We start from the raw sequence: 25,952 nt of genomic DNA on the forward strand, positions 1-25,952 counted from the left end.
CATGGATCTCGCAACACTCTGGTTCTGGATCGTCGCCCTGTTCTTCGTGGGCTACTTCGTGCTCGACGGCTTCGACTTCGGCGTCGGCATGTCGCTGCCGTTCCTGGGACGGGACGACGTCTCGCGGCGCCAGGTGATCAACACGATCGGTCCGATCTGGGACCTCAACGAGACCTGGGTGATCGTCGCCGGCGCCTGTCTGTTCGCCTCCTTCCCGGAGTGGTACGCGTCGCTGTTCAGCGGCTTCTATCTGCCGCTGCTGCTGATCCTGCTCGCGCTCATCCTGCGCGGGGTGTCGTTCGAGTACCGGCACCAGCGCGACGATCCGCGCTGGAAGCGTCGTTTCGACACCATGATCGTGATCGGATCCGCCGTGCCCGCGCTGCTCTGGGGCGTCGCCTTCGGCAACATCGTGCAGGGTGTCGCGCTCGACGCCCACCACGTGCTCCGGGGGAGCGTTTTCGATCTGCTGAACCCGTACGGCCTGCTCGTCGGCGTCACCACGCTGCTGCTGTTCTTCCTGCACGGGCTGTACTTCGTCGCGCTCAAGACGGACGGGCCGGTGCACGAGCGCGCCAGGCGGATGGCCCGGCGGGCGGCGGTGCCCGCCGTCCTCGCCGCGGCGGCCACCGTGGTGTGGACGATCGGGATCGCGGCCGGACGGCCCTCGCTGGCCGGCGCCGTCATCGCGTTCGGAGCCGTGGCGGCCGTGTTCCTCATCCTGTCCGTGGTGTTCTCGCTGCGCGGCCGCGACGGCTGGGCGTTCGCCGCGGGGGTCGTGGTGATCCTCAGCGCCGTGCTCATGCTGTTCTCGGCGCTGTTCCCGAACGTGCTGCCCTCCACGGTGGATCCCGCGAACTCGCTGACGATCCGGAACGCGTCGAGCACGCCGTACACGCTGCAGATCATGAGCTGGACCGCGCTCGTCGCGATGCCGCTCGTGCTGGCCTATCAGGCCTGGACGTACTGGGTGTTCCGCAAGCGGGTGCGCCGAGCGACGATCGAGACGGCGCCGGCGCACGCATGAAGCCGATCGACCCCCGGCTGCTGCGATGGGCCCCCGCCGCGCGGGTGTACCTCGCCGTGTCCGCGGTCGTCGCGCTCGGGCAGACGGTCGTCACGATCGCGTTCGCCGCGCTGCTCGCGGCGGGGATCTCCGACGTCGCCGCCGGACGGTCCCCGCTCGGCGTCGTGCCGTGGCTCACCGGGGCAGTGGTCGTGCGGGCGCTGCTGCTCTGGGTCGCGGAAGCCTGGGGCGCTCGCGCGGCCGCGCAGACCGGACGGCAGCTGCGCACGGCGCTGCTCGACGCGATCGGCCGCCGCGGTCCAGCGTGGCTGGGCACGCGCAACCGGGCGGCGATCGCGGTCACCGCCGGGCACGGGCTGGACGCGCTGGATCCGTACTTCTCCCGTTACATCCCTCAGCTCGTGCTCACCGCGATCGCGACGCCGGTCATCGTCGTCGTGATGTGGGGACAGGACTGGCCGAGCGGTCTCGCCGCCGTGGTGACCCTTCCGCTGATCCCGCTGTTCCTGATCCTCATCGGCATCGCGACCCGGGGCGTGCAGCGGACGCAGCTGCGGGTGCTGCAGACGCTCGCGGCCCGCTTCGCCGACACCGTGCAGGGGCTGGCGACGCTCCGCCTGTTCGGCCGCGAGCGGCGCGCCGCCGCGCGGATGCGGGAGACGGCGGACCGGTACCGCCACGAGACCATGCGGGTGCTGCGGTTCTCGTTCCTGTCCGGCTTCGCGCTCGAACTGCTGTCGTCCCTCGCCGTCGCGATCATCGCCGTCTCCGTCGGGCTGCGCCTGCTCGGCGGCGAGCTGAGCCTCGGCGTCGGCCTGTTCGTGTTGCTGCTCGCGCCGGAGGCGTTCCTGCCGCTGCGCCAGGTCGGCGTTCAGTTCCACGCCGCGGCCGAAGGCGTCGCCGCGACCGAGGACGTCTTCGAGATCCTGGAGTCGGAGTCTCCCTGCGTTCGAGGAGCGGCATTTGCTCCGAAACCGCCGCAGCGGCAGCAAATGTCGCTCCTCGAAACCGGGGGAGGGGTCCGGCTGGAACTGCGGGATGTCGTCGTGCGGCCGGGCGAGCGGGCGCTGCCGGCAGTGTCGTTCACGGCCGAGCCCGGCACGGTCACCCTTCTCGAGGGACGCAGCGGATCCGGCAAGTCGAGCCTGCTCGCGGCGCTCCGCGGTGTAGTGCCGCACGACGGGACGATCGCTGTCGAGGGCGCGGCGGATCCGGATCCGGCGTCCTGGCTCGCCTGGGCGGGCCAGCGCCCCGGGCTGATCCGCGGGACGATCGCCGAGAACGTGTCGCTCGGCGATCCCTCGCCCGATCCGTTCCGGGTGCGCGCGGCCCTCGCCGCCGCGGCTGCAGCTGAGCTGGATCCCGCGCAGGAGCTCGGCGTGCAGGGTGCCGGGATCTCCGGCGGCCAGGCCCAGCGCGTCGCCGTCGCCCGTTCCCTGTACCGGCTCGGGTCCGGCGCCCGCGTGCTCGCCCTCGACGAGCCGTCGAGCGCTCTGGACGCCGAGACCGAGCAGCGGCTGTGGCAGGCCGTCCGCCGCGTCGCGGACGACGGCGCGACGGTGCTGCTCGTCTCGCACCGGGAGTCCGCCCGCGCCATCGCCGATCAGGTCGTGCGCCTTCCGGACGGCGTCCCCGGTATCGGCGAGCGGCCTCCGTCCCGCTCCGCTCGGCCGGCGACCCGCTCCGCTCGGCCGGCGACCGCGCAGCGAGACGAAGCACGTTCGCCCGCGGTGTCTTCGCTCGACGATCCCCAGGGACCGGTCCGAGACGTCCCCGATCTGCCTGACTCCGTCCGCGGGATCCTGCGCCTGGCCATGCCGGGCGCGCGGCGGTTCCTGCCCGGGGTGCTCGCGGGGGTCGTCTCGGCGGCCGCTGCAGTCGGACTGCTCCTGGCGAGCGGCTGGCTCATCGTCACCGCATCGCTCGTCGACGATCTGGTGCCGCTGTCGGTCGCGATCGTGGGCGTGCGCTTCTTCGCCGTCACCCGCGCCGTGACCCGCTACCTCGAGCGCCTCGCCGGCCACGACGCCGCTCTCGCCCGCCTGGCCGACCTGCGCGCCGCCGTCGTCCGCCGGCTCACCCCGCTCGCCCCCGCCGGGCTCGGCTCGACCGATCGCGGATCCGTGCTCTCCGCCCTCGTCGACGACGTGGAGGACCTGCAGAACCTGCCGCTCCGCGTGGTCCAGCCGCTGCTCACCGGCGGGATCGTCGCGGTGCTGTCGGTCGGCGTGCTGACCGTGATCGCGCCCGCCGCGGCCCTTGCTCTGGCCGTCTGCCTCGCGGTCGCGGTGAGCGGAGCCGTCCTGCTCGGCGGCGTCGCCGGCGGCAGGGCCGAACGCGCGCTCAGCCGCGACAGGGCGACGCTCGCGGGTGCGCTCGTCGACGATCTCACCGCGCTCGACGTGCTGCAGGCCTATGGCGCGGAGGGCCTCGCCCGGGATCGGATCCGCGCCGCCGACGACGCGCTGCGCCGCACCGCCACGCGGGCCGCGCTCGCCCAGACGCTGTCCTCCGCCTTCGTCTCGCTGGTCGCGGGAGCGGCGTCGATCTGGGCGCTCGCCGTCGCCGTGCCCTGGCAGGCGGGCGGAGCAGCCGACGCCCCCTGGTCCGCCGTGGCGGTCCTGCTGCCGATGGCCGTGTTCGACGTCTTCGCCGCGGTGCCGCACGCCGCATCGGCCTGGCGCGGGGTGCGCGCGGGTGCGGAGCGGATCCACGCGCTGCTGCCGGGAGAGCCGCCCGTCGAGGTGCGCGGCGACGACGGGGAGGGGCGGATCGAGGGCGGTGCGCTGCACCTGCGCGACGTCACCGCAGCCTGGCCGGGATCCGCGGCACCGGCGCTGCAGGGGATCGATCTCGACGTCGCGCCCGGGGAGCGGATCCTCGTCACCGGATCCAGCGGCGCCGGGAAGTCCACGCTCGCCGCCGTGCTCGTCGGGTTACTGCGCTTCACCGGCGCCTTCCGGATCGGCGACGCCGACGCCGGACGCGTGCCGGGGCCGGAGCTGCGACGCCACGTCGGGCTGTGCGAGCAGGATCCCATGCTGTTCGACGAGGACATCCGGCAGAACCTGCTGTTCGCGCGCGACACCGCCACCGATGCCGAACTGCTCGCCGTGCTCGACCGGGTCGGGCTCGGCGCCTGGGTCGGTGAGCGCGGGGGCCTGGACGCGCGGGTGGGGGAGCGCGGTTCCCTCGTGTCCGGCGGCCAGGCGCAGCGGATCGCTCTCGCGAGGGCGCTGCTGCGCGGTTTCCCCGTGCTGGTGCTCGACGAGCCGACGGCCGGCGTGGATCCGGACGCGTCCGATGCCCTGCTGCGCGATCTGCTGGACGCCGCGGGCGGGCAGACCGTGATCCTCGTCTCGCACGTCGAACCGCCCGCCGGAACCGTCGATCGCACCGTCCGGCTCGACGCCGGGCGCGTGGTCACCACCGCACGTCTCTAGCATCGTCCGGGCGTGCGCGCCAGCCATGGCGGTTCCCAGCGGGCCGGCGTAGCGTGGCGGCATGGGGCGCACGGATGAGGTCGGCATGCACATCGCCGCGCCCGCGGACCGCATCTACGCGGCCTTCATCGACCCGGACGCCGTGATCCGCTGGCTTCCGCCGGACGGCATGGCCGGCCGGATCCTGCTCTTCGACGCCCGCCCGGGCGGCAGATACCGCATCGTGCTGGAGTACCTGGATCCCGCCGAGGCGCACGGCAAGACGTCCCGCACGGAAGACCTGGTCGAAGGCCTTTTCCTCGAGTTCGAGGACGGCGTGCGCGTCGTGCAGGAGGCCGTGTTCGCCTCCGACGACCCGGAGTTCGCCGGGACCATGCGGATGACCTGGGAGGTGCGTCCCGCCGAGGGCGGGTCGTTCGTCACGATCCGCGCCGAGGACGTGCCGCCCGGGATCCCCGCCGCGGACCACCGCACCGGCATCTCATCGTCGTTGCGCAACCTGGCGGCGTTCGTCACGCAGGACGAGTCCGGCCTCTGAGTGCGGCACGTCCGGAGTCCCGGCCGCGCATCACTGCGCCGGCTCGGGCCGTCACCCTGGCCCTCCGCCCGGCCCATTGCCTAGGCTGGGCGCGTGAACGAGGGGGATCGCATGACGGATCAGGCGACGGCCGCGGCGGCGACCGTGAAACGGCGTCGGAGGCTGTCGGTGCCGCGGATCGTGATCGGCGCAGTCACGGTGGCACTGCTCATCGCCGGCGAGCTCCTGCCGTTCGCGGTGGCGCCGTTGGAGCATGGGCGAAGCGAGCCCCTCTCCGCGCTGACCGCGACCACCCTGCTCAGCCATGCGGGGAGCGAACGGATGATCGGGACGGGGTTCGCCGGGCTGCTGATCGTGGTCGTCCTGTTGGTGGCCGTGCTGCTCCTGGTCATGTTCGCGGATCGGGTGCGGGTGCTCCTCCGCGTCCTCGGGATCCTGCTGGGGATCGTGGGGGCGATCGGGTCGTGCGTGGTCCTCGCGCTGACCACGACGGCGATGAGCAATGTGGGAGCCGCCTTCGGTCCGGGCGGGCCCGTCCTGCTGCTCGGCACGGTCACGGCGATCGTGCTCGTCGCCGCGTCCGGACTCGCCAGCCGCGGCCCCGCCCCCGCCGGCCGCTGATCCGACGGCGCCGTCTTCGACCCGGCGCGACCGTTCTCAGGATGGATATCGCCGATCCGCGTCCTGGGCGACGGGATCCGGGCGCCGGCGCGAATCCATCCTGAGAACGGTCAGCTCAGCCGGCGATCCCGGAACCGGAGGCGGCCGGCGCGATCGCACCGCGGAGCGAAACCCGGCGCCGGCGCTGCGCGAACCCGCCTACGCTTTCAGCATGACGAACCCCCGCGGAGCGTTGCTGGTCGGCAGCGTGAACGACGACGACGCCGAGACCACGATGCGCACCGCCGCGGAGATCCTGGGGCGGCGGCTGAAGCGGATCCCGGACGGCGAGGTCGGCAAGAGGTTCCACTGGATCATGTTCCAGCCCGACGTGCTCGGGCAGGCGGAGGGCATCGAGCGGGTGGGACCCGAGCGGATCCCGTTCGGCGCGGGCCTCGACGCGCGGCCGCTGCGGATCGCCGACGGTGTGGACGCCGCGGCCATCGAGCTGCCGCCGCTCGGCTACGCGGATGCGGCGCTGACGTCGTATGAGATCTTCCGGCGGCTGCGCGCCGAGGGAGCGATCGCCGCGGGCGTGCGCTTCCAGGTGTCGCTGCCCACCCCGCTCGCCGTGATCTCGTCGTTCTTCTCCGGCGACGACCGCGCGGCCATCGAACCCGTCTACACGGCCGCCATCGTGCGTGAGCTCGAGCAGATCCTGACCGGGATCCCCCCTGAGGATCTCGCGATCCAGTGGGACGTCGCGAGCGAGATGGGCATCATCGAACGCGCCGCCGGCTACGGGAAGGTCATGGAGGCGTGGTGGCCCGGTGACCCCTTCGACGGCCTCGTGTCGAGACTGGCCTCGCTCATCGACGCCGTGCCTGCGGACGCGGCGGCGGGCGTGCACCTCTGCTACGGAGACGCCGCCGAGAAGCACTTCACGGAACCGGCCGACGCGGGCGCTCTCGTCCGCTACGCGAACGCCGTGATCGCCGCGGCGCACCGGCCGCTCACCTGGTTGCACCTGCCGGTGCCGATCGAGCGCGACGACGACGCCTACTTCGCCCCTCTGGACGGGCTCGCCCTCGATGAGGGCACCGAGCTGTACCTCGGTCTCGTGCACCGTGAGGACGGCGCGGAAGGGGCCCAACGCCGCATCGCCGCAGCGTCACCCCACGCCGCCGCGTTCGGCGTCGCGACCGAGTGCGGCATCGGCCGGGCCCCCGCGGGCTCGACGGTGGGGATCCTGCGCACCCACGCCGAGGTTGCGGAGGTCTGGTGAACCGAGTACAACCACATCCGCAGCGACCCGGGGAACATCATGGGACGGCGCTTCCGCGTGCGGCGGAATGAATTGGACCGGGCCCGCTCGATTCGCGCTCGATCCCGGCGTCGCGTAAGCTTGTCCGCGGTGACGTGTCCGAGCGGCCGAAGGTGCAACTCTCGAAAAGTTGTGTAGGGTAACCCCCTACCGTGGGTTCAAATCCCACCGTCACCGCCACAGCAAAGGCCCCGACTCCCCTAGAAGACACTGGGGAGTCGGGGCCTTCGCTCTGCCTCTCAGTTGCTGCCGAGTCCGGCGGATCTCCGGTGACGCGCCGGAGAAGACGCCTCAGGTCAGGACCGGGCGGGCGCGGCCGCGCAGGACGTCATATCGTCGGCGGCGAGCAGGACGCCACCGGTCGAATTCGCGGAGTTCGCGTACTCCTGGACCAGCTTCGGGTCGATCTCGGGAGGATTCGGCTCGCTGAACTCGAACCGGAGCGGGATGGACGGGTGCAGCCAGATGGTGCTGCGCCCCGCCGGCTGACCGGCCGGATGCCGCCACGTCACGGTGAAGCTCTCGCCTCGGCGCAGCTTCGTCGCGATCACGATCTTCAGGTGGGCGAGCGCGCGATCGTCGATGTGGATCGGCGAGGCGGACCCGCCGTAGTAGATGGTTCCCAACTGCACTCCTATTCCGAGCTGTCCGCCGAAGGTTCCCCCACGGGCGCGAAGTGAGGGATCGGGATCGGCTTCGTGCTGCGGGAGACCACCCGACGGAGGTCGCTGATGACGTTCGAGGGACACACGTATCGCGTCGGCAGGGCGAAGTCGACCAGCCAGGTGACCTCGCATTCGCCGTCGTCGAGCCTCCAGATGGACGCCACCGTGCCGTGCGGGTCAGGTGCCGCGTAGCGGTGGTCGCGGATGATCCACTCCATGCCGTCCACCTGTTGCAGCTCGAACTGCAAGTCCGTCGTCATCGTCATGTCACGCCCCCGCGACATCGGTCTGCTGCTCGGGGTGAGATCCCTCGTGGGCCTCGGCGTCCGTGTTCTGCGCCGGTCCATCGAGCGCGTGGATCTCGTGTTCGCGCACCCGCATCCGGTCAGGACGGAAGCCGTGCTCCACGCCCCACAGGACGGCTTCCGTGCGGGAGGTGACGCCGATGCGCCGGTATGCCGATCGGATATAGGTCTTGACCGAGTTGATCGACAGGTGAGTTCGGTCCGCGATCTGCGTGTTCGACAGTCCTTGCGTGATCAGGGCGAGGACTTCGGACTCCCGGGCGGTGAGCCCCTCCTCGCGTCCGGGCCAGTCACCGGCGAGGATCGCCGTCTTCCCCTGCGCGCCGACCCAGATCTTCGGCCCGCCGGCGCAGATCTGCTGCAGAGCGGTGACCAGCTGGCGAGCGGGGATGCCTTTGGACACGTAGCCGCTGGCGCCGTTCGCGATCGCGGCGCGAATCAGGGCGTCGTCCAGCGCCCACGAGTACACGACGACACGGCTCACGCGCGGATTGCCCGCGAGGTCGTGGACGTCGGCGCGGTCGCCCTGCGTCGACGCGAACGTGTCGTACAGCGCGACGTCGACGACTTCGGCGACGGGTTTGTTCAGATCCAGCTCGACGACCTGGATGACGTCCTGATAGCTGCGCAGCATCGCCGCAAGGCCGCGCACGACGACCTCGTAGTCGTTCACCAGAGCGACCCGCTGCACCTTCCCGCCTCCGTCGGCCGGCGGAGCCTTCACTCCTCCGTGAAGGGCGGGGATCGCGGGCAGGGGTGTCTCCGTCATGCGCCCAGGGTCTCCTTGGTCGGGTCCTCGGACGTGTCCGCGTCCGTTGAGGTTCTGCCGCGGCAGTCGAGCCGAGTGATCATGTCCTGTCCTGTCTCCCTGCTCCGCAAGCAAGACGATCCATGACTCGGTCGCTTCCTCTGCTCTCACGCTAGTCACGCCGGGGCGGGCGGTCTTCACCCCAAAGGGTGAAACGCGCTCTCTCGACGATCCGCGCGACCGAGGTCCGCAGGCGATCCGCCGTGAGCGGTAGGACGATACCGGCGACCCGTGGGAACTTCAAGCCCCTGCGCCGCCATGGTCGCCGTGCGCAGACTGGGCGAGATGTCGACGCTGTTCTCCAGAGTCGCTGTTCTCCAGCGCGGCGTCGACGGCAGAGGAGAAGGCAGAGGAGGAGAGGATGGACATGGATTCTTCGACACCGGACACGCCTGCGGGAGACAGCGCCGACGACAACCGGCCGCTGCGCGATCGCGACGCCACCGCGGAGGCGGACCCGCGCGACGATCCCGCCGAGGCGGAGTGGGAGCGCACGGACGCGCTGGATGCGGGGGCCGGTGCGCAGGACATCGATCCGGCGACGGCGACCGGAGCGGATCCGGACGAGATCCCCGCGCCGGACGACGAGATCCCGGCCGAGGACCAGCCGGGACCTTCGCTCCAGCCGGAGACCCAGGGCGATGATCCGCTGATCGCCGAGCTCGGCGAGGACGGCGACGGGGACCTCGCTCCGGAGGACCTCTGATGGCCGCCGCGAGAGTGGTGACGAGGTCCAAGAACGGGCAGTGGGTGAACGAGGTCGACGGCGCCCGGGAGCTCTCGAGGAGCTACAGCAGCCGCGACGAGGCCGTCGAGGAAGGACAGGCGCTGGCGGCGAGTCGCGGTCTCGAGCATGAGCTCATCGAGAGCGAGCCCACGGGGACGATCGTCGACGGCGGCGCACCCGCCGACGACGTGGCGGTGGTCGGTGAGCAGCCCGCGTCCGAGGAGCCGCCTGGCACGCCCGAGCGGAACGGGCCACCGCGGGAGTAGCGGACGGCGGGGTCGAAAGGCCCTGGATCCTTGGCAGATCAGGATCCAGGGCCTTCGTCGTGGTCGGATCCGACGCGCACGACGTGCGCGGAAGGGCCGCGGATTCGAGAATCGCCTCGGCGTGTTCAGCTGATTCTGTTCCCTTGCATAGGGTTTTCACGGTAAAGGTTGTAGCGGTGCGTCCGACCGGCGCACCGACATCCGCACCGCTGCGGGAACCCCCGCGACGATGCCTGGAGGGAGAAGCAATGTCAGAGAAGAGCGTCCGCGCACGACGACGTGCGGCGGCTGCGACGTCCGCATTCGTACTGGCGACGGCCGGGGTCGCGACCTTCGGGGCCGTCCCCGCGGTCGCCGCGTCGTCGAGCGCCCGGCCTGCGAGCACCGCTGCGAGCACCGCGCCAGCGAGCACCGCTCCAGCGAGCACCGCGCCCGCATCCGGCAGCGGCAGCAGCGACCACTACATCAACTACGTCGCCCCCAACGTCGAGGGCATCAACGACGCCACCGACGACGAGGCCGTCGCGACCACCGGCGGCGCGGTCAAGAGCACCGTCAGCGGAGCCGCGTTCGAACGTGCCAAGGAGAACGACCAGAAGCACGCCCAGGGCAACCCGAAGGCGGCGCACCAGCTCGCGGTCACCGAGGCGAAGGCCGTGAAGACCGGCAAGAGCCCGAAGAACCTGAAGCAGTCCAAGACCACGCAGCAGGCCAAGCTGCTGACCATCCTCGTCGAGTTCGACGGCACCGAGGACTTCTCGAACCTGCAGGTCCCGACCGCTTTCGGCGCGACCGACTGCAAGCCGGGCGACATGCAGGGCCCGACCCTGCACAACAACATCCCGGATCCTGCTACGGCCGCCCACGAGGACAACAACACCATGTGGGTGCGGGACTTCTCGAGCGACTTCTACAACAAGATGCTCTTCTCGAAGGAGGGCGTCACGCAGCGCGTGCGCACCGATCTCACCGGCCTCGACGGCAAGCCCGGCTTCGACATCTCGGGCAACACCATGAAGAACATGTACGAGGAGATGTCGCGCGGCGCGTACACCCTCACGGGTGAGGCGACCGCCTGGGTGCAGGTGCCTCACTCCGAGGCGTACTACGGCGCCACGGTCTGCCACCTGAACCCGGAGACGGGCCAGTACGAGGCCGGGCCGATGCAGGACATGCAGGGCCACCCCGACAACCCGCTCGGCCCCGGCCAGCTGCCCATCGACGCCGTCACGACGCTCGCCGCGTCGGACCCGGGCTTCCCGTGGGCCGACTACGACATCGAGGATCAGGGCGACGTCGACGGCGACGGGAACGTCAACGAGCCCGACGGCGTCATCGACCACGTCGTGCTCGTGCACGCGGGCGCCGACAAGTCCGGCGGCGGCGGCAAGGAGGGCACCTACGCGATCTGGGCCCATTCCTCCGACGTCGCGGGCGGCGCACCGATCCCCGGCACCGACCTGAAGCTGCAGAACTACATCGTGCAGCCGGAGAACTCGGGCGTGGGGGTGTTCGCGCACGAGTACGGGCACGACCTGGGGCTGCCCGACCTCTACGACACCTCGAACGCCGGCAACTCCGACGTCGACTTCTGGGATCTGATGAGCTCCGGCTCGCACTCGGGCCCGATCTTCCAGTCCCAGCCGACCCATATGGGCATCTGGGACAAGTGGGTGCTCGGCTGGGCCGACCCGAAGGTCGTGAGCCCGGGCGACGGCACCCAGACGATCAAGGTCGGCCAGACCTCGCGCCCGGCGAAGGGCACCGAGGACGGCATCAAGGTCGACCTGCCCGACAAGGTGATCACCCTCGCCGAGCCGCACAGCGGATCCGAGATGTGGTACTCCAGCGCCGACCAGAGCTGGGCGGACGCGACGCTGACCCGCTCGATCGACGACGTGCCGGCCGGCGCGACGTTCTCGATGTGGAACGACTACGTCATCGAGGAGGACTGGGACTACGGCTTCGTCGAGGTCTCGAGCGATGGCGGATCCACCTGGGCCGAGCAGAAGGTCTACGACGAGTCGGGCGCGGTGGTCTCGACCGATGACGGCTACGGCGACCCGAACGGCCGCATGGCCGACTACGGCGGCAAGAAGTACGGCCTCACCGGATCCTCGGGCGGCTGGCGCCACGACCACATCGACCTGTCGGCGTACGCGGGGCAGGACATCCAGATCCGCCTGCGTCAGGCGACCGACGCGGCGTTCGAGGAGCGCGGCTGGTTCTCCGACGACTTCGCGCTGAGCGCGGGCGGCGCGGACGTCTGGACCGACGACGTCGAGTCCGGCGACAACGGCTGGACCGCCGCGGACGGCACCTTCACCGACACGACCGGCGCCGGCTGGGTGCGCGACAGCGGCACCCAGGTCAAGGCCCAGTACTACCTGGTCGAGTGGCGCAACTTCGACGGCTTCGACAACGGCCTCAAGTACGGCTACAACAGCGTGTACAGCGACGACGGCTGGAAGGTCGAGAAGCAGGCGTACAACGCGCCGGGCGCGCTGATCTGGTACCGCGACACCACCTACGGCAGCTCGAACCAGGTCACCACGAACCTGACGAGCCTGCCGAGCTACGGCGCGAAGGGCGGGCTGCTCCTGGTGGACAGCCACTTCGACCCGCTGCGTCGCACGGGTGACGCCGCAGCCCACGACGGAACGACGCTGCACAACCTGCCCAGCCGTGCGCAGTCCTCGAACGCCGCGTTCGGCCTGACCCCGACGCACCCGTTCCGGGAGTGCATCGCCGATGCCTCCTTCACGGAGTACTGCACCGACATCGCGGCCCAGGCGCCGGTGAGCACCTTCACCGACGACCAGGGCTGGGTGGCCGGCCTCGAGGTGCGCGACGGGCAGCTGTTCAACCGCATGCGCGACGCCTCGGTGGTCGTGCCTTCGGTGGGCAACGCGCCGTACAGCACGCGCGTGGTCAACCCCGACGGAACCCCGGCGACCGACCTGTACGGTCTGGACCTCGGCTTCACGACCCTCGGCACCGGCAACCCCGCCGACGCCGGGGTGGGCTTCGGCACGGTCATCTCGGTGAAGAAGGCCATGAAGGACAACACCGCGGCACTGATCTCGGTGACCGCGCCCCGCAAGGGCTGAGCCCCGCGCCGGGCTCGACCCGGCACGGAGCAACCGGATCCGCAGCGCCGGTCCTCGCGAGTCGAGGGCCGGCGCTGCGTCGTTCTGCCGCGGGTGTCAGGCCGTGAGGGCGAACCCGGCGTCCAGCGGCTCGAGCAGCAGCGAGGCTGTTGGACTTCTCGTTTCACGGTTCCTATCGTGAGGGGGCAACCGCAACACGACAGAGCGCTTCCGCAGCGGCACACGCTGCGAAGCCCGCCTCACGGCCACGAGGACAAGGAATTCTCCATGAGCGAAGCATCCGGACCGGACCCGTACCGCACCCTCGGCGCCAGCGGCCACGACATCATCGACGCCTGCGTCGCGGCGGGAGGGAACTTCATCGACACGGCGGACGACCACCCGTACGGGGCGCCGGTACGGGCCCAGCGCCACCGGAAGATCGGAGGCGGGCGGTGAGCGGGCTGAGGATCGCCGTCACCGGCGGATCGGGCAAGCTCGGCCGGACCGTGGTGCGGGTGCTCCGCGAGGAGGGGCATGACGTGCTCAACCTGGATCGCGCCGGTGAGCGGGGCCGCGGGTTCGTGCAGGTCGACCTGACCGACTACGGGCAGACGATCGATGCGCTCATGGGCGTCGACGAGCACAGCGCCGGCTTCGACGCCGTCGTGCATCTCGCGGCGATCCCCGCTCCGGGACTCCAGCCCGACGTCGCCACGTTCCACAACAACATGACGGTGACGTACAACGTCGTCCGGGCCGCGGTCAGGGCAGGCGTCAGGACTATCGTCACGGCGTCGAGCGAGACCGTGCTCGGGCTTCCGTTCGACACCCCGCCGCCCTACATCCCGGTCGACGAGGAGTGCACCAGCCCGGAGTCGCACTACTCGCTGTCGAAGCATCTCGAGGAGCAGCTGGCCGTCCAATACGTGCGCTGGCATCCGGATCTGTCGATCCAGGCCCTGCGGTTCTCCAACGTGATGGATCCGGACGACTACGCCCAGTTCCCGTCGTTCGAGTCCGACCCCCGGCTGCGCAAGTGGAATCTCTGGGGCTATGTCGATGCCCGCGACGGCGCCCAGGCCGTGCTCAAGGCGATCCTGCGAGGTCGGCGCGAACCCGGTTTCGAGCGGTACGTGATCGCCGCCGGCGACACCGTCATGTCGCGGCCCAACGCGCAGCTCGTCGCAGAGGTGTTCCCGGGGGTCGAGATCCGCGGCGATCTGGGCGTGAACGACACGCTCCTCTCGATCGAGAAGGCGCGTCGTCTCCTCGGATACGAGCCCGAACACACCTGGCGCGCCTGAGCGGGCCCGCTCGAGTGCGCCGCGGACGCACGACTCGCCCTCGTGAGGATTCCGTGAGGAACCGTGGCCACAGGCGACAGCGCTCTAGGCTTCGTCTGTGAACAGCCACGCCGCGACCGTCGGCAGAACCCCCGCCCTCAGGGAACCCCTCCGGCTCGCGCTCGTGATCGGCGCGCTAGGCGTCGTCTTCGGCGACATCGGGACGAGCCCGATCTACACGCTGCAGACCGTGTTCGATCCGCACGATCCGCACCCGATCCCGCTGACGACGGAGAACCTGTACGGCGTCGTCTCGCTCATCGTGTGGTCGGTGATCCTGATCGTCACCGTCACGTACGTCCTGCTCGCGATGCGGATGGACAACGACGGCGAGGGCGGGATCATGGCGCTGCTGACCCTGCTGCGCCGCTGGGCTCCCAAGGGGCGGGCCCGCACGGTCGCGGTCCTGGCCGCCCTCGCGGTGCTCGGCGCGGCGCTGTTCCTGGGCGACAGCATCATCACGCCCGCCATCTCGGTGCTGTCCGCGGTCGAGGGGCTCAAGACGATCAACCCGGACTTCGGCGAGTGGGTGGTCCCCGTGACCGCCGTGATCCTGCTGATCCTCTTCCTCGTGCAGAAGCTCGGCAGTGCGGCGGTCGGTCGGCTGTTCGGACCGATCACGGCGATCTGGTTCGTCGTCATCGCCGTGCTCGGCATCGGCGGGATCCTGCGCGATCCGCAGATCCTGCTGGCGCTGCTGCCCACGTACGCGATCGGCTTCATGGTGGGGCATTTCAACGTCGCGTTCTTCGCCCTCGCCGCCGTGGTGCTGTCCTTCACCGGGGCCGAGGCGCTGTACGCCGACATGGGTCATTTCGGCCGCCGGCCGATCTCGATCGGCTGGCTGTTCCTGGTCTTCCCCGCGCTCGCGCTCACCTACCTGGGCCAGGGCGCGCTGCTGCTGCAGGACAGGGCGAACCTGTCGGCCCCGTTCTTCCTCCTCGCGCCGGGATGGGCCAGGATCCCGCTCGTGATCCTGGCGACGATCGCGACCGTGATCGCATCCCAGGCGGTGATCTCCGGAGCGTTCTCGGTGGCCGCGCAGGCCGCGGGTCTGGGCTATCTGCCCCGGCTCCGGGTCACTCACACCTCGTCCGAGACCCACGGACAGATCTACGTCCCGTGGATCAACTGGCTGCTGATGGTGTCGGTGATCACCCTCGTGTTCGCGTTCCGCAGCTCGGCATCGCTCGCGTTCGCGTACGGGATGGCCGTCACCGGGACGATCACGATCACCACGATCCTGTTCTTCTACCTCGCCCGCCGGCGCTGGAAGATCCCCGCCTGGATCCTCTGGATCGGCGCCGCCGTCCTGCTCACGGTGGATCTGCTCTTCCTCGCCGTCAACCTGACGAAGTTCGTGCACGGCGCCTGGCTGCCGCTCGCCATCGGCCTCGTGGCGTTCATCGTGATGACCACCTGGCAGCGCGGGCGTGAGCTCATCACGGCGCGCCGCAGCGAGGCGGAAGGGTCGCTGAGCGAGTTCGTGCAGTACCTGCGCACCCACGCGAACGTTGTCGAACGGGTGCCCGGCACCGCGATCTTCCTCAACCCGGGCAGCGCCACGACACCGCTCGCGCTGCGGGCCAACGTCGAGCACAACCACGTCCGCCACGCGCGCGTGATCATCCTGTCCGTGGACATCCAGAACGTCCCTCGCTTCCCTCCCTCGAGGCGCTGCACGGTGGACGACCTGGGCGATCCCACCGACGGGATCCTGTACGTCTCCACACGCTTCGGCTACGCGGAGAAGCCGGATCTTCCGCGCGCTCTGCGCACGATCCCGCCGGAGAAGACGCAGGGATGGATCGACCTCGACAAGGCCACATACTTCCTGTCCAAGATCGAACTGCGCGAGGGACCGATCGGAGGCATGGCGCGGTGGCGCAAGCGGCTGTTCCTCGCCTCCTCGCACATCACCACGGACGCCAGCGACCATTTCGGCCTGCCGCGCGATCGCGTGATCGTGATGGGGTCCCAGGTCGAGCTCTGAGCCGCGGGCGCGGCCGGTCGCGGCCGGTCGCGGCTCGCACCGGCCGACCGGTGGGCGCACCGGAGCGGGGGCGAACCTGCCGTTCGACCGAGGCCGCCGTGGCGCCGGCCCTCGGCGCGCTCGCGCATAATGAGCTTGTCGGCATGGAGTGGAGGTGCGCGTGGCTGTGGACGGCGATCTGCCGCGCGCCCTGAATATCCGGGATGTCGCCCGTGAAGCCGGCGTCTCGTATCAGACCGTATCGCGGGTGCTGAACGGCAGCGAGCGGATCCGGGACTCGACGCGCCAGCATGTGCAGAGCGTGATCGACCGGCTCGGCTACCGGCCCAACCCGGTCGCACGGGCGCTGTCGACCAACCGGTCCCGCACGATCGGCGTGCTCACCGCGCAGAGCGCGCTGTACGGTCCTGCCACCGCGATCGCCGCGATCGAGTTCGCCGCGCGCGACGCCGGATACCGGTTGTCGATCGCGAACCTGCGTTCCACCGATCCCGGCGCCGTGCGCGCGAGCATCGACGACCTGCTCAGTCACGCGGTCGAGGCGATCATCGTGATCGCGCCGCAGCAGCAGGTGCTGTCCGAGGTGTCCGAGATGAGCGTGGACGTGCCGATCGCGGCGCTCGGCCCGAGCGGGGAGCGGCACTCCATGGCGATGGACCAGATCGCCGGCGCGCGGGCCGCGGTGGGCCATCTGGCCGATCTCGGGCACGAGTACATCGTGCACCTCGCGGGCCCGCAGGACTGGACCGAGGCCGAGGCCCGCATGGCCGGCTATCTGCGCGAGCTGGACGCCCGCGACCTCCGGGTGCGGGCGCCGCTGCTGGGGGACTGGACCTCGCAGTTCGGCTACGACGCCGGGCTCAGCCTGCTGCGCATGCCCGACTTCACCGCAGTCTTCGCCGGCAACGACTCGATGGCGCTCGGGTTCCTGCACGCCTGCCGCGATCGCGGCGTGCGGGTGCCGGAGGACATCAGCGTGGTGGGCTTCGACGACATCCCGGACTCGGCGCACTTCTTCCCGCCGCTGACCACCGTGCGGCAGGACTTCGTCGAACTCGGCCGACGCACGATCGGCATGCTCCTGGCGCAGCTCAGGGGCGAGGAGAATGCGCAGGAAACCCTGGTCCCGCGGCTGATCGTGCGGGAGTCGACCGCGGCTCCGCGCGGCCTCTGAGACACCGCGGACACGGCGCGGATCCGCCGATCCGGAAGAACGGCTTGACAAATGTGACCGGTTCGCCGGAGGATCTCTCCAGCGGGTGTGATCGGTCACAGCCGCCGCGACGAGGGAGTCCGGAAACCCAGGCCCCCTTGCCGACCGAAGCTCGACACCGGCGGCCACCGGCGCCGAGCCGAAGAGATCCCTGCACCGACAGCCGCTGCGATGCGGCCGTCACCTCCATGCCCCGTCCCGCGGGCGCATGTCACGAACGGGCCGCCCGACTGTGCCACGGGCGGGCCGGTGCTGTCCCGAGTGCGCCATGGCGGCGTGCTCGACGAAAGGAATCACATGAAGTTCAAGAGACTGGCCGTCGGCGTCACCGCCCTCGCCCTCGCCCTGACCATGACCGCCTGCGCGGGGACGCGCGGCGGCGGCGGATCCTCCACCGCCGAGCCGGGAGCCAACAAGGGCGCCACGGTCGGCGTCGCGATGCCGACCAAGACCTCGACCCGCTGGATCCACGACGGCGACGCCGTGAAGGCGGGCCTGGAGAAGCTCGGCTACAAGGTCGACCTCGAGTACGCGGACGACGACATCCCCACCCAGGTGCAGCAGATCTCGAACATGCTCACCAAGGGCGCGAAGATCCTGATCATCGCCTCGGTCGACGGCACGGCGCTGTCCAGCCAGCTCGACCAGGCGGCGTCCAAGGGCGTGAAGGTGATCGCCTACGACCGCCTCATCAACGGCAACAAGAACGTCGACTACTACACGACCTTCGACAACTACAAGGTCGGCGTGCAGCAGGCCACCAGCCTCCTCGAGGGCCTCGGCGTGCTGGACAAGAGCGGCAAGGACACCGGCAAGACCGGGCCGTTCAACATCGAGCTGTTCGCAGGCAGCCCGGACGACAACAACGCCACGTTCTTCTTCAACGGCGCGATGGACACCCTCAAGCCCTACCTCGACAAGGGCGTCGTGAAGGTCGGCAGCGGCCAGACCGGCTTCACCCAGGTCGCCACGCAGGGCTGGCAGGCGGATGTCGCGAAGAAGCGCATGCAGGACCTCATCGCCTCGACGTACTCGGGCGGCCAGAAGGTCGACGGCGTGCTCTCGCCGTACGACGGCCTCTCCATCGGCATCATCTCGGCCCTGACCGGCGCCGGCTACGCGACCGACAAGCTTCCGATCATCACCGGCCAGGACGCCGAGATCCCCAGCGTGAAGTCGATCATCGCGGGCCAGCAGTACTCGACCATCTACAAGGACACCCGCAAGCTCGCGAGCGAGGCCGTGAAGATGGCCGACGACCTGCTGAACGGCAAGAAGCCCGAGGTCAACGACACCAAGTCGTACGACAACAAGACCAAGATCGTTCCCACGTTCCTGTTCGAGCCCGTCGTGGTCACGAAGGACAACTACAAGGAGGCCCTGATCGACACGGGCTACTACAAGGAGTCCGACCTCAAGTAGGCCCCTCGTCCACCGGGGTGGCTGCTGACGCTCCCGCAGCCACCCCTTCCGCTCCGGAAGGAGAACCATGAGCGACAACATCCTGGAGATGCGCGGGATCACGAAGACGTTCCCCGGCGTCAAGGCTCTGCAGGACGTCGCGATCACCGTGCAGCGCGGCCACGTGCACGCGATCTGCGGCGAGAACGGCGCCGGCAAGTCCACCCTGATGAAGGTGCTCAGCGGCGTCTACCCGCACGGCTCCTACGAGGGGGAGATCCTGCTGGACGGCGAGCCGGTCGCGTTCAAGAGCATCAACGAGTCCGAGCACGCCGGCGTCGTGATCATCCATCAGGAACTGGCGCTGAGCCCGTACCTGTCGATCGCGGAGAACATCTTCCTCGGCAACGAGCGTCAGTCCGCCGGCTGGATCGACTGGAACACCACGAACCAGGAGGCCGCGGCGCTGCTGGAGAAGGTCGGGCTGCGCGAGAACCCGGCCACCAAGATCGCCGACATCGGCGTGGGCAAGCAGCAGCTCGTCGAGATCGCGAAGGCGCTCTCGAAGAGCGTTCGGCTGCTGATCCTGGACGAGCCGACGGCCGCCCTCAACGACGACGACTCCGAGCACATGCTCGAGCTGATCAAAAGCCTGCGCGATCAGGGGATCACCTCGATCATCATCAGCCACAAGCTCAACGAGATCCGCGCGATCGCCGACGAGGTCACCGTCATCCGCGATGGCCGCAACATCGAGACGCTCGAGATGCGCACCGACGACGTCAGCGAGGACCGGATCATCCGCGGCATGGTCGGCCGCGACCTCGCGAGCCGGTTCCCCGACCGCACGCCCAAGATCGGCGAGGAGCTGCTGCGGATCGAGGACTGGACCGTGCATCACCCGCTGGATCACGAGCGCAAGGTCGTCGACGGGGCGAACCTGTTCGTCCGCGAGGGCGAGATCGTCGGGATCGCCGGGATCATGGGCGCCGGGCGCACCGAGCTCGCGATGAGCGTGTTCGGGCGCAGCTACGGCGTGAACATCTCCGGCACCGTGTACAAGCGCGGCGTGGAGATCTCCACGAAGACGGTCTCCGAGGCGATCGGCCACGGCCTCGCCTACGCGACCGAGGACCGCAAGCGCTTCGGGCTGAACCTGATCGACGACGTCGAGCGGAACATCACGATCGCCGCGCTCGACCGGATCGCCAAGATCGGCTGGGTGAACGAGAGCCGCGAGCGCATCGTGGCCGAGTCGTACCGCAAGAACATGAACATCAAGACCAGCTCGGTCGAGGCGATCGTTGGCAAGCTCTCCGGCGGCAACCAGCAGAAGGTCGTGCTCTCCAAGTGGATGAACACGCAGCCGGACGTGCTGATCCTGGACGAGCCCACCCGCGGCATCGACGTCGGTGCCAAGTACGAGATCTACGGAATCATCAACAAGCTCGCGGCCGACGGCAAGGGCGTGATCGTCATCTCCTCGGAGCTGCCGGAGCTGATCGGTCTGTGCGACCGGATCTACACCCTCGCCGAGGGGCGCATCACCGCGGACGTCCCGCGGGCCGAGGCCACGGCCGAGAACCTCATGCGATTCATGACCCAGGAGAAGGAGGTGGGCGCCGCATGAGCGGAACATCCATCGCCCCGAAGACCAGTACGTTCCGCAGTGCGCTCGACTTCCTGACCGGCCAGCTCCGGCAGATCGGCCTGTTCATCGCGTTGATCGTGATCGTGATCTTCTTCCAGATCACGACCGGCGGCATCACGCTCGCCCCGATCAACGTGTCGAACCTGATCATCCAGAACAGCTACATCCTGATCCTCGCGATCGGCATGGTCATGGTGATCATCGCCGGCCACATCGACCTGTCGGTGGGATCCGTCGTCGCCTTCATCGGCGCCGCCGCCGGCGTGCTGATCACCAAGATGGGTGTGCCCTGGCCGGTCGCCGTCGTGCTGTGCCTCGTGCTCGGCGCGCTGATCGGCGCCTGGCAGGGCTTCTGGATCGCGTACTTCAAGATCCCGGCGTTCATCGTCACCCTGGCCGGCATGCTCACGTTCCGCGGCCTCACCGAGATCACGCTGCAGAACACCGCGATCTCGCCGTTCCCGGACGGCTTCCGGGCGATCGGCGCCGGGTTCCTGCCCGATCTCGGCGGCGGTCAGACGGTCGTCGAGCCGCTCACGATCATCCTCGCGGTGCTCGTCGTGCTCGGCATGATCGGTTTCGGGATCCGCGGGCGCATGACCCGGCGCAAGTTCGCGGTCGAGGACGAGCCGCTGTGGTGGTTCGTCGCCAAGCTCGCCTTCACGAGCCTGCTGATCGCGCTCGTCGCCTACCTGCTCGCGAGCTACAACGGCACGCCGATCGCCCTGGTGATCCTCGGCGTGCTGACCGTGGTCTACTCCGCGATCATGGCGCGCAGCGTCTGGGGCCGGCACATCTACGCGATCGGCGGCAACCCGCTCGCGGCCAGCCTGTCGGGCGTGAAGACGCCGCGCGTCACGTTCACGCTGTTCATCAACATGGGCGTGCTCTCCGCGCTCGCCGGACTCGTGTTCACCTCGCAGCTGAACCTGGCCAGCCCCCGCAACGGCGACGGGTTCGAGCTCGACGCCATCGCGGCCGTCTTCATCGGCGGCGCGGCGGTCACCGGCGGCATCGGCAAGATCACCGGTGCGATCATCGGCGGTCTGATCATCGGCATCCTGAACAACGGCATGTCGATCCTCGGTGTCGGCACCGAGTACCAGGCGCTCATCAAGGGCCTCGTGCTCCTCGCCGCCGTCGCGTTCGACGTGTTCAACAAGCGCCGTTCGGGGCGCTGAGCCGATCCGAATCGGGCTCCCGCAGCCTCGCGCGGCCGGAGCCCGATTCGTCCGCCGGGGCGGTCGCCGACCGGCCGGGGGCTGCGCTCTGTCGTGGGTCGGGGCTTCTCAGCGCGGAGGTGCGGTCGTCGTGTCCGTCTGATGATGTATGATGATTACATCATGACCCTCACGCGCACGCAGATCTCGCTCAGCGACGACGATCGCCGGGTGCTGGATGCTGCCGCGCGGCGCACGGGGCGGTCGATGAGTGCTCTCATCCGTGACGCGATCCACACGACCTACGGTCAGCTCGAGGGGCCGGAGCGGATCCGGACGCTGATCGACATGAGCTTCGGCGTCGTCGGGATCGAGTTCCCCGGCGAGGAGCTCGTCGACGCGCTCCGGTCCGGGCGGCGGCTCTCCGAGTCGGCATGATCGGCTTCGTCGACACGTCGGTGCTGATCGATCACAGTCGCGGCCTGCCCGGAGCTCGCGCCGCGCTGCTCGACGCGGCGGCACAGGGACCGGTGCACTCCAGCGAGATCGTGCGCGCGGAGCTGCTGATCCTCATCCGGGAACGGGAACTGCGCCTCGTCGAGCCGCTCCTGGAGGCGATCGTCTGGCACCCCGTCGATCGGCCGGTCGCCGAACTCGCCGGAACGCTCGGGCGCCGTTGGCTGCCGGCCTTCACGGGGATCGACGCCGCCGACTTCCTCATCGCGGCGACCGCGACCCTGCTCGACGCGCGTCTGCTGACCCGCAACGTCAAGCACTTCCCGATGTTCGAGGGGCTTGCGGCGCCCTACTGACGCCTCGGCGCCCCAGAGGCGCGATTCCGGAAGCCGCGGCCTCAGCCCGCCGGGTCCGGCCGGGCCCCGTTCTCAGTCCCGCCGCCAGAGGTCGCCGAGCGTCGAGCGGCGCGGGATCAGCCGCGGCGGCAGCACGACCGTCCGCGGCGGCGTGGACGGATCGGCGATCTGCTCGAGCAGGAGGTCTGCCGCGACCCGCCCCATCTCCTCACCCGGCTGGCTCACGGTCGTGATCGGCAGCGAGCTCTCCGACGCGAAGTGGTTGTTGTCGTAGCCGGTCACGGCGATGTCGTCCGGCACGCGGAACCCGGCCGTCTCGGTGAGCGCCTGCGTGAGCCCGATCGCGAGCAGATCGGAGGCGCAGACGATCCCGTCGTAGGCGCCGGGGCCGCGGCGCAGCACCTCGCGCGAGGCGTCGCGGCCGTGCCGGATGTTCACACCCTGCGTCTCGAGCACCTCGAACGTCGCGTCGGCGCATCCGGCGACCTCGGCCTCGGCGCCCTCGCGCCGGCCGCGCACGGCGGACAGGAGCATCGGGCCTCCGACGAACAGGATCCGCCGGCGTCCGAGCTGCAGCAGGTGCCCCGCGGCGAGGGCGCCGCCGTGGCGTTCGTCCACCGCGACCGCCGACAGCTTGTGCACGTCGGATTCGAAGTTCACGAACACGGTGGGCGTCGCGCGGATCGGCAGCACCTGTGAGCGTGCGAGCGGGGTGTCCAGCGGCGCCATGATGATCCCGGCGACACGGGCCTGCTCGAACAGCTCCAGGTTGCGCCGTTCGCGATCCATGTCGACGTCGGAGTTCGCGATCAGCACGTTCATGCGCCGTCGGCGCACCGCATCGTCGGCGCCGCGGGCGATGTCGACGAAGTAGGAGTTGCCGAGGTCGGCGATCACCAGTCCGATCGTGGAACTGCTGCCCGCCGCGAGCGACCGGGCGGCGTCGTTGCGCACGAAGCCGAGCTCGGCGATGGAGGCGAGCACGCGCCGCCGGGTGGCGTCGGCGACCTTCTCCGGGTTGTTCAGGGTGTTCGACACCGTGCCGACCGCGACGCCCGCGTGTCGTGCGACGTCGGTCATGCTCGGCTGACTGCTGCGGCCCTGCCGTGATCCGCTTGCGATGAGAGACCTCCCCGGGCGCCCTGCGCCCTGGGACGAGCGTAGCGATTCCCCTCGAGACCCCAGCGTAACCGAATCGAGATTGAAGCGCTTCATTCTCTTGCATCGATCTGTTGACAGGATCCTGGCGTCGTGGCAACCTTGCTGCTTGAAACGCTTCAATCACGAAGTGAGAGGTTCAAGGAGGAATCGTGACCACAGCAACACGGCGTGCCCGGCGCCTGATCCCCGTGCTCGCCCTCGTCGGTGCCGGCGTGCTCGCCTTGAGTGCATGCAGCGGTTCCGGGGGAGGAACGTCGGCCGGCGGAGCGGGCAGTGCCAAGTTCAGCTACCTCGGCCAGACCGAGAACACCACGATCGTGGGCACGCTGAAATCGCTCGCGAAGAACGAGTGCGCGGCGGCCGACAAGGCCGCGCCGCTCACCACCGACAGCTCGGCAGGTGCCCAGTTCGACCAGAAGCTGCAGCTGCTGAGCGGTCAGAACGCGCTCTCCAACATGCAGATGGCGGCAGGCACTCCCAGCCTGATGAAGCAGTTCATCAAGTCCGGTCAGCTGCTGGATCTGTCCAAACAGCTCGACAAGCTCGGCGTGAGCGATCGGATCCTGCCCGCGGCGGCCTCCACGATCAAGTCCCTGTACGGCCAGGACGACCTGTACGCACTGCCCACGGAGTTCAACATCGAGGGCCTCTGGTACAACAAGAAGCTGCTCGCCGACGCCGGCGTCACCGAGGCTCCGAAGACCTGGGACGAGCTCGTGGCGGATGCGGCGAAGCTGAAGTCCGGAGGAGTGCAGCCCTTCGCGGCCGACGGCAAGGACGGTTGGCCGATCACCCGGCTCGTCGGTGACTACATCTTCCGCGACCTCGGCCAGGACGCGCTCAAGGACGTCGCCGACGGCAAGGCCAAGCTCACGGACGCGAAGTACGTCAAGGCGGCCGACGCGGTCGCCGACCTCGGCAAGAAGGGGTATTTCGGCGACGCCGTCGGATCCGTCGACTACAACGCCGCGATGAACGAGTTCCTCACGGGCAAGGCCGGCTTCTTCTACATGGGCAGCTGGGCGCTGGCGAACTTCAACGACAAGACCCAGAACAAGATCGGCGTGGACGACATCGGGTTCGCACCGTTCCCCGCGGTCGCCGGCGGCAAGGGATCCATCGACCAGATCCCCGCCAACGTCGGTGTTCCGGTGATGTTCGGCAGCAAGGACTGGGGCGCCAACCAGGACGCCTGGCTCAAATGCATCGCGACGAACTACGGTCCGACCGTGCTGAAGGACAGCGGTGTCGTGTCCGGATTCACGGTCGCCGACTCCTCCGCCTCCTCCTCGCCGGTCACGAAGATCGTGCAGGACACCGTGAAGAACGCCCCGTCCACCGTGCTGTGGTTCGAGGCCTCCTTCACTCCCAAGGGCACCACCGTCAGCCAGACCAACGGCAGCGGACTCGGCAGCGGTTCGCTGAGCGGCGAGCAGTTCATGCAGCTGGTCCAGGCCGCGAACGACGCCGGCTGATCGATTCTCGCGGGCGGAGGAGCGATCCTCCGCCCGCCGGATCTCTGGACAGGAGACAACATGCACAAGGTCCTCGGCGACAGGCGCGCCACGTTCATCCTGCTCGGTCCCGCACTGCTGATCTACACGCTGATCATGGTCGTGCCGATCGTGTGGTCGCTGTTCTACACCGTGCAGGACGGCAACCCGATCACCGGCTTCACGTTCAACGGGGTCGCCAACTTCGCGAAGTTCTTCAAGGATCCCGCCGCCTGGAAGGCGATCGGATTCACCCTCACGTACGCGGTCGTCCTGACGGTGCTGCAGGTCGGCATCGGGTATCTGCTGTCGCTGATGTATGTGTTCTGGATCCGCAGGGGATCCGGGATCATCCGCACCGTCATCTTCTTCCCGGTCGTGCTGCCGACCGTCGCGATCGCCCTGCTGTTCCAGAAGCTGTTCGAAGCGGCGCCCACGACCGGTCCCGTGAACACGCTCGTCGAGATGTTCGGCGGGCACTCCGTGGACTGGTTCGGGCAGCCCGTCGCGGCGTTCTGGGTGATCATCCTGATGGATCTGTGGCGGTCGATGGGGTTCTACGCGGTGCTGCTGTATGCGGGTCTCGTCGACATCCCGGACGATCTGCTGGAGTCCGCCCGCCTGGACGGCGCGAGCGGGTGGAAGCTCATCCGCACGATCGTGCTGCCGCTCTCCCTGCCGGTGCTGCTGTCGTCGCTGATCTTCAGCATCAACGGCACCCTCAAGGTGTTCGACACGGTCGTCGCGCTCACCAACGGCGGGCCGGGCAACGCCACGACACCGCTCACGGTCTACATGTTCCAGACCTCGTTCACGTACGGCCAGTACGGCTACGGCTCCACGATCGCGCTCATGCTCACGATCCTGTGCCTGCTGTTCACCGTGTTCATCTTCCGCTCCACGCGGCGCGATCTCACCCAGGAGAGCTGA

At 69.4% G+C, this 25,952-nt stretch carries 23 protein-coding genes and 1 tRNA gene; 20 read left to right on the plus strand and 4 right to left on the minus strand.

Going from position 1 to position 25,952, the window contains the following annotated elements:
* Position 1 precedes the first annotated feature (1 nt).
* The 6 genes from cydB (at position 2) to ACTJJZ_RS15190 (ending at position 7,112) form a co-directional block, all read left to right on the plus strand.
* Positions 2–1,027: a cytochrome d ubiquinol oxidase subunit II gene (cydB, locus tag ACTJJZ_RS15165; RefSeq protein ID WP_440722027.1), complete on the plus strand. Its 1,026-nt coding sequence runs from the start codon at positions 2–4 to the stop codon at positions 1,025–1,027.
* Positions 1,024–4,470, plus strand: a complete 3,447-nt coding sequence (gene cydD / locus ACTJJZ_RS15170; RefSeq protein WP_440722028.1) for a thiol reductant ABC exporter subunit CydD — start codon at positions 1,024–1,026, stop codon at positions 4,468–4,470. Before cydB ends, cydD begins: the two co-directional genes overlap by 4 nt.
* 61 nt (positions 4,471–4,531) lie before the next feature.
* Positions 4,532–5,008, plus strand: a complete 477-nt coding sequence (locus ACTJJZ_RS15175) for an SRPBCC domain-containing protein (RefSeq protein ID WP_440722029.1) — start codon at positions 4,532–4,534, stop codon at positions 5,006–5,008.
* 93 nt (positions 5,009–5,101) lie between these two features.
* A complete protein-coding gene (locus tag ACTJJZ_RS15180) occupies positions 5,102–5,629 on the plus strand; it encodes a hypothetical protein (protein ID WP_440722030.1) in 528 nt (175 codons plus the stop codon).
* Positions 5,630–5,840: 211 nt separating this feature from the next.
* A complete protein-coding gene (locus ACTJJZ_RS15185) occupies positions 5,841–6,893 on the plus strand; it encodes a hypothetical protein (RefSeq protein WP_440722031.1) in 1,053 nt (350 codons plus the stop codon).
* Between the two features lie 128 nt (positions 6,894–7,021).
* Positions 7,022–7,112 (plus strand) — tRNA-Ser (locus ACTJJZ_RS15190).
* A 116-nt stretch (positions 7,113–7,228) separates the two neighbouring features.
* On the opposite strand, the gene ACTJJZ_RS15195 is transcribed toward ACTJJZ_RS15190, so the two are convergent.
* The 3 genes from ACTJJZ_RS15195 to ACTJJZ_RS15205 are packed head-to-tail and all read right to left on the minus strand — an operon-like array spanning position 7,229 to position 8,671.
* Positions 7,229–7,558 carry a DUF7882 family protein gene (locus ACTJJZ_RS15195; RefSeq protein ID WP_440722032.1) on the minus strand — a complete coding sequence of 110 codons (330 nt, stop codon included), beginning with the start codon at positions 7,556–7,558 and terminating at the stop codon, positions 7,229–7,231.
* A gap of 8 nt (positions 7,559–7,566) precedes the next feature.
* Complete coding sequence (locus ACTJJZ_RS15200) at positions 7,567–7,863, minus strand: hypothetical protein (RefSeq protein WP_440722033.1); 297 nt, start codon at positions 7,861–7,863, stop codon at positions 7,567–7,569.
* A 1-nt stretch (position 7,864) separates the two neighbouring features.
* Positions 7,865–8,671 carry a response regulator transcription factor gene (locus tag ACTJJZ_RS15205; protein WP_440722034.1) on the minus strand — a complete coding sequence of 269 codons (807 nt, stop codon included), beginning with the start codon at positions 8,669–8,671 and terminating at the stop codon, positions 7,865–7,867.
* Between the two features lie 406 nt (positions 8,672–9,077).
* Here ACTJJZ_RS15205 and ACTJJZ_RS15210 point away from each other — a divergent pair, with 406 nt between their 5' ends.
* The 12 genes from ACTJJZ_RS15210 to ACTJJZ_RS15265 all read left to right on the plus strand — a co-directional run bounded on the left by ACTJJZ_RS15210 (position 9,078) and on the right by ACTJJZ_RS15265 (position 22,368).
* On the plus strand, positions 9,078–9,416 hold the full coding sequence (locus tag ACTJJZ_RS15210) for a sugar ABC transporter ATPase (RefSeq protein ID WP_440722035.1): 339 nt from the start codon (positions 9,078–9,080) through the stop codon (positions 9,414–9,416).
* A complete protein-coding gene (locus ACTJJZ_RS15215; protein WP_440722036.1) occupies positions 9,416–9,703 on the plus strand; it encodes a DUF2188 domain-containing protein in 288 nt (95 codons plus the stop codon). The genes ACTJJZ_RS15210 and ACTJJZ_RS15215 overlap by 1 nt, the downstream gene beginning before the upstream one ends.
* Before the next feature lie 248 nt (positions 9,704–9,951).
* The gene (locus ACTJJZ_RS15220) at positions 9,952–12,813 is read left to right on the plus strand and encodes an immune inhibitor A domain-containing protein (protein ID WP_440722037.1); all 2,862 of its coding nucleotides are present in this window, start codon (positions 9,952–9,954) and stop codon (positions 12,811–12,813) included.
* A gap of 267 nt (positions 12,814–13,080) precedes the next feature.
* Positions 13,081–13,251, plus strand: a complete 171-nt coding sequence (locus tag ACTJJZ_RS15225; RefSeq protein ID WP_440722038.1) for a hypothetical protein — start codon at positions 13,081–13,083, stop codon at positions 13,249–13,251.
* Between the two features lie 5 nt (positions 13,252–13,256).
* On the plus strand, positions 13,257–14,099 hold the full coding sequence (locus tag ACTJJZ_RS15230; protein ID WP_440722065.1) for an NAD-dependent epimerase/dehydratase family protein: 843 nt from the start codon (positions 13,257–13,259) through the stop codon (positions 14,097–14,099).
* Positions 14,100–14,196: 97 nt separating this feature from the next.
* Entirely contained in the window at positions 14,197–16,131 is a 1,935-nt protein-coding gene (locus ACTJJZ_RS15235) for a potassium transporter Kup (RefSeq protein ID WP_440722039.1), read from the plus strand.
* Positions 16,132–16,291: 160 nt separating this feature from the next.
* Positions 16,292–17,305, plus strand: coding sequence for a LacI family DNA-binding transcriptional regulator (locus ACTJJZ_RS15240; RefSeq protein ID WP_440722040.1), 1,014 nt, complete (start codon positions 16,292–16,294; stop codon positions 17,303–17,305).
* 336 nt (positions 17,306–17,641) lie between these two features.
* Positions 17,642–18,766: a multiple monosaccharide ABC transporter substrate-binding protein gene (chvE, locus tag ACTJJZ_RS15245; protein ID WP_440722041.1), complete on the plus strand. Its 1,125-nt coding sequence runs from the start codon at positions 17,642–17,644 to the stop codon at positions 18,764–18,766.
* Positions 18,767–18,833: 67 nt separating this feature from the next.
* Positions 18,834–20,375 (plus strand): multiple monosaccharide ABC transporter ATP-binding protein, encoded by a 1,542-nt coding sequence (gene mmsA / locus ACTJJZ_RS15250; RefSeq protein WP_440722042.1) that lies wholly within the window; start codon positions 18,834–18,836, stop codon positions 20,373–20,375.
* Positions 20,372–21,577, plus strand: a complete 1,206-nt coding sequence (gene mmsB, locus ACTJJZ_RS15255) for a multiple monosaccharide ABC transporter permease (protein ID WP_440722043.1) — start codon at positions 20,372–20,374, stop codon at positions 21,575–21,577. The genes mmsA and mmsB overlap by 4 nt, the downstream gene beginning before the upstream one ends.
* 162 nt (positions 21,578–21,739) lie before the next feature.
* The gene (locus tag ACTJJZ_RS15260; RefSeq protein ID WP_440722044.1) at positions 21,740–21,994 is read left to right on the plus strand and encodes a CopG family transcriptional regulator; all 255 of its coding nucleotides are present in this window, start codon (positions 21,740–21,742) and stop codon (positions 21,992–21,994) included.
* Positions 21,991–22,368 (plus strand): PIN domain-containing protein, encoded by a 378-nt coding sequence (locus ACTJJZ_RS15265; RefSeq protein ID WP_440722045.1) that lies wholly within the window; start codon positions 21,991–21,993, stop codon positions 22,366–22,368. Before ACTJJZ_RS15260 ends, ACTJJZ_RS15265 begins: the two co-directional genes overlap by 4 nt.
* 72 nt (positions 22,369–22,440) lie before the next feature.
* On the opposite strand, the gene ACTJJZ_RS15270 is transcribed toward ACTJJZ_RS15265, so the two are convergent.
* Entirely contained in the window at positions 22,441–23,448 is a 1,008-nt protein-coding gene (locus ACTJJZ_RS15270; RefSeq protein ID WP_440722046.1) for a LacI family DNA-binding transcriptional regulator, read from the minus strand.
* A 230-nt stretch (positions 23,449–23,678) separates the two neighbouring features.
* Between ACTJJZ_RS15270 and ACTJJZ_RS15275 the strand changes: the two genes are divergently transcribed.
* Together ACTJJZ_RS15275 and ACTJJZ_RS15280 are read left to right on the plus strand one after the other, a co-directional pair.
* Entirely contained in the window at positions 23,679–25,004 is a 1,326-nt protein-coding gene (locus ACTJJZ_RS15275) for an extracellular solute-binding protein (protein WP_440722047.1), read from the plus strand.
* A gap of 60 nt (positions 25,005–25,064) precedes the next feature.
* Positions 25,065–25,952, plus strand: coding sequence for a carbohydrate ABC transporter permease (locus ACTJJZ_RS15280; RefSeq protein ID WP_440722048.1), 888 nt, complete (start codon positions 25,065–25,067; stop codon positions 25,950–25,952).

The organism is Microbacterium sp. 22242 (assembly GCF_052045495.1).
GTDB lineage: Bacteria > Actinomycetota > Actinomycetes > Actinomycetales > Microbacteriaceae > Microbacterium.

What these genes read in the sequence shown, in the direction of transcription:
- ACTJJZ_RS15185 (WP_440722031.1), top strand. Translation starts at nt 5,841, where the DNA reads ATGACGAACCCCCGCGGAGCGTTGCTGGTCGGCAGCGTGAACGACGAC.
- ACTJJZ_RS15260 (WP_440722044.1), top strand. Translation starts at nt 21,740, where the DNA reads ATGACCCTCACGCGCACGCAGATCTCGCTCAGCGACGACGATCGCCGG.
- ACTJJZ_RS15270 (WP_440722046.1), bottom strand. Translation starts at nt 23,448, where the DNA reads ATGACCGACGTCGCACGACACGCGGGCGTCGCGGTCGGCACGGTGTCG.
- ACTJJZ_RS15265 (WP_440722045.1), top strand. Translation starts at nt 21,991, where the DNA reads ATGATCGGCTTCGTCGACACGTCGGTGCTGATCGATCACAGTCGCGGC.
- cydB (WP_440722027.1), top strand. Translation starts at nt 2, where the DNA reads ATGGATCTCGCAACACTCTGGTTCTGGATCGTCGCCCTGTTCTTCGTG.
- ACTJJZ_RS15220 (WP_440722037.1), top strand. Translation starts at nt 9,952, where the DNA reads ATGTCAGAGAAGAGCGTCCGCGCACGACGACGTGCGGCGGCTGCGACG.
- chvE (WP_440722041.1), top strand. Translation starts at nt 17,642, where the DNA reads ATGAAGTTCAAGAGACTGGCCGTCGGCGTCACCGCCCTCGCCCTCGCC.
- ACTJJZ_RS15280 (WP_440722048.1), top strand. Translation starts at nt 25,065, where the DNA reads ATGCACAAGGTCCTCGGCGACAGGCGCGCCACGTTCATCCTGCTCGGT.
- ACTJJZ_RS15225 (WP_440722038.1), top strand. Translation starts at nt 13,081, where the DNA reads ATGAGCGAAGCATCCGGACCGGACCCGTACCGCACCCTCGGCGCCAGC.
- cydD (WP_440722028.1), top strand. Translation starts at nt 1,024, where the DNA reads ATGAAGCCGATCGACCCCCGGCTGCTGCGATGGGCCCCCGCCGCGCGG.
- ACTJJZ_RS15175 (WP_440722029.1), top strand. Translation starts at nt 4,532, where the DNA reads ATGGGGCGCACGGATGAGGTCGGCATGCACATCGCCGCGCCCGCGGAC.
- mmsB (WP_440722043.1), top strand. Translation starts at nt 20,372, where the DNA reads ATGAGCGGAACATCCATCGCCCCGAAGACCAGTACGTTCCGCAGTGCG.
- ACTJJZ_RS15205 (WP_440722034.1), bottom strand. Translation starts at nt 8,671, where the DNA reads ATGACGGAGACACCCCTGCCCGCGATCCCCGCCCTTCACGGAGGAGTG.
- ACTJJZ_RS15210 (WP_440722035.1), top strand. Translation starts at nt 9,078, where the DNA reads ATGGATTCTTCGACACCGGACACGCCTGCGGGAGACAGCGCCGACGAC.
- ACTJJZ_RS15215 (WP_440722036.1), top strand. Translation starts at nt 9,416, where the DNA reads ATGGCCGCCGCGAGAGTGGTGACGAGGTCCAAGAACGGGCAGTGGGTG.
- ACTJJZ_RS15200 (WP_440722033.1), bottom strand. Translation starts at nt 7,863, where the DNA reads ATGACGATGACGACGGACTTGCAGTTCGAGCTGCAACAGGTGGACGGC.
- mmsA (WP_440722042.1), top strand. Translation starts at nt 18,834, where the DNA reads ATGAGCGACAACATCCTGGAGATGCGCGGGATCACGAAGACGTTCCCC.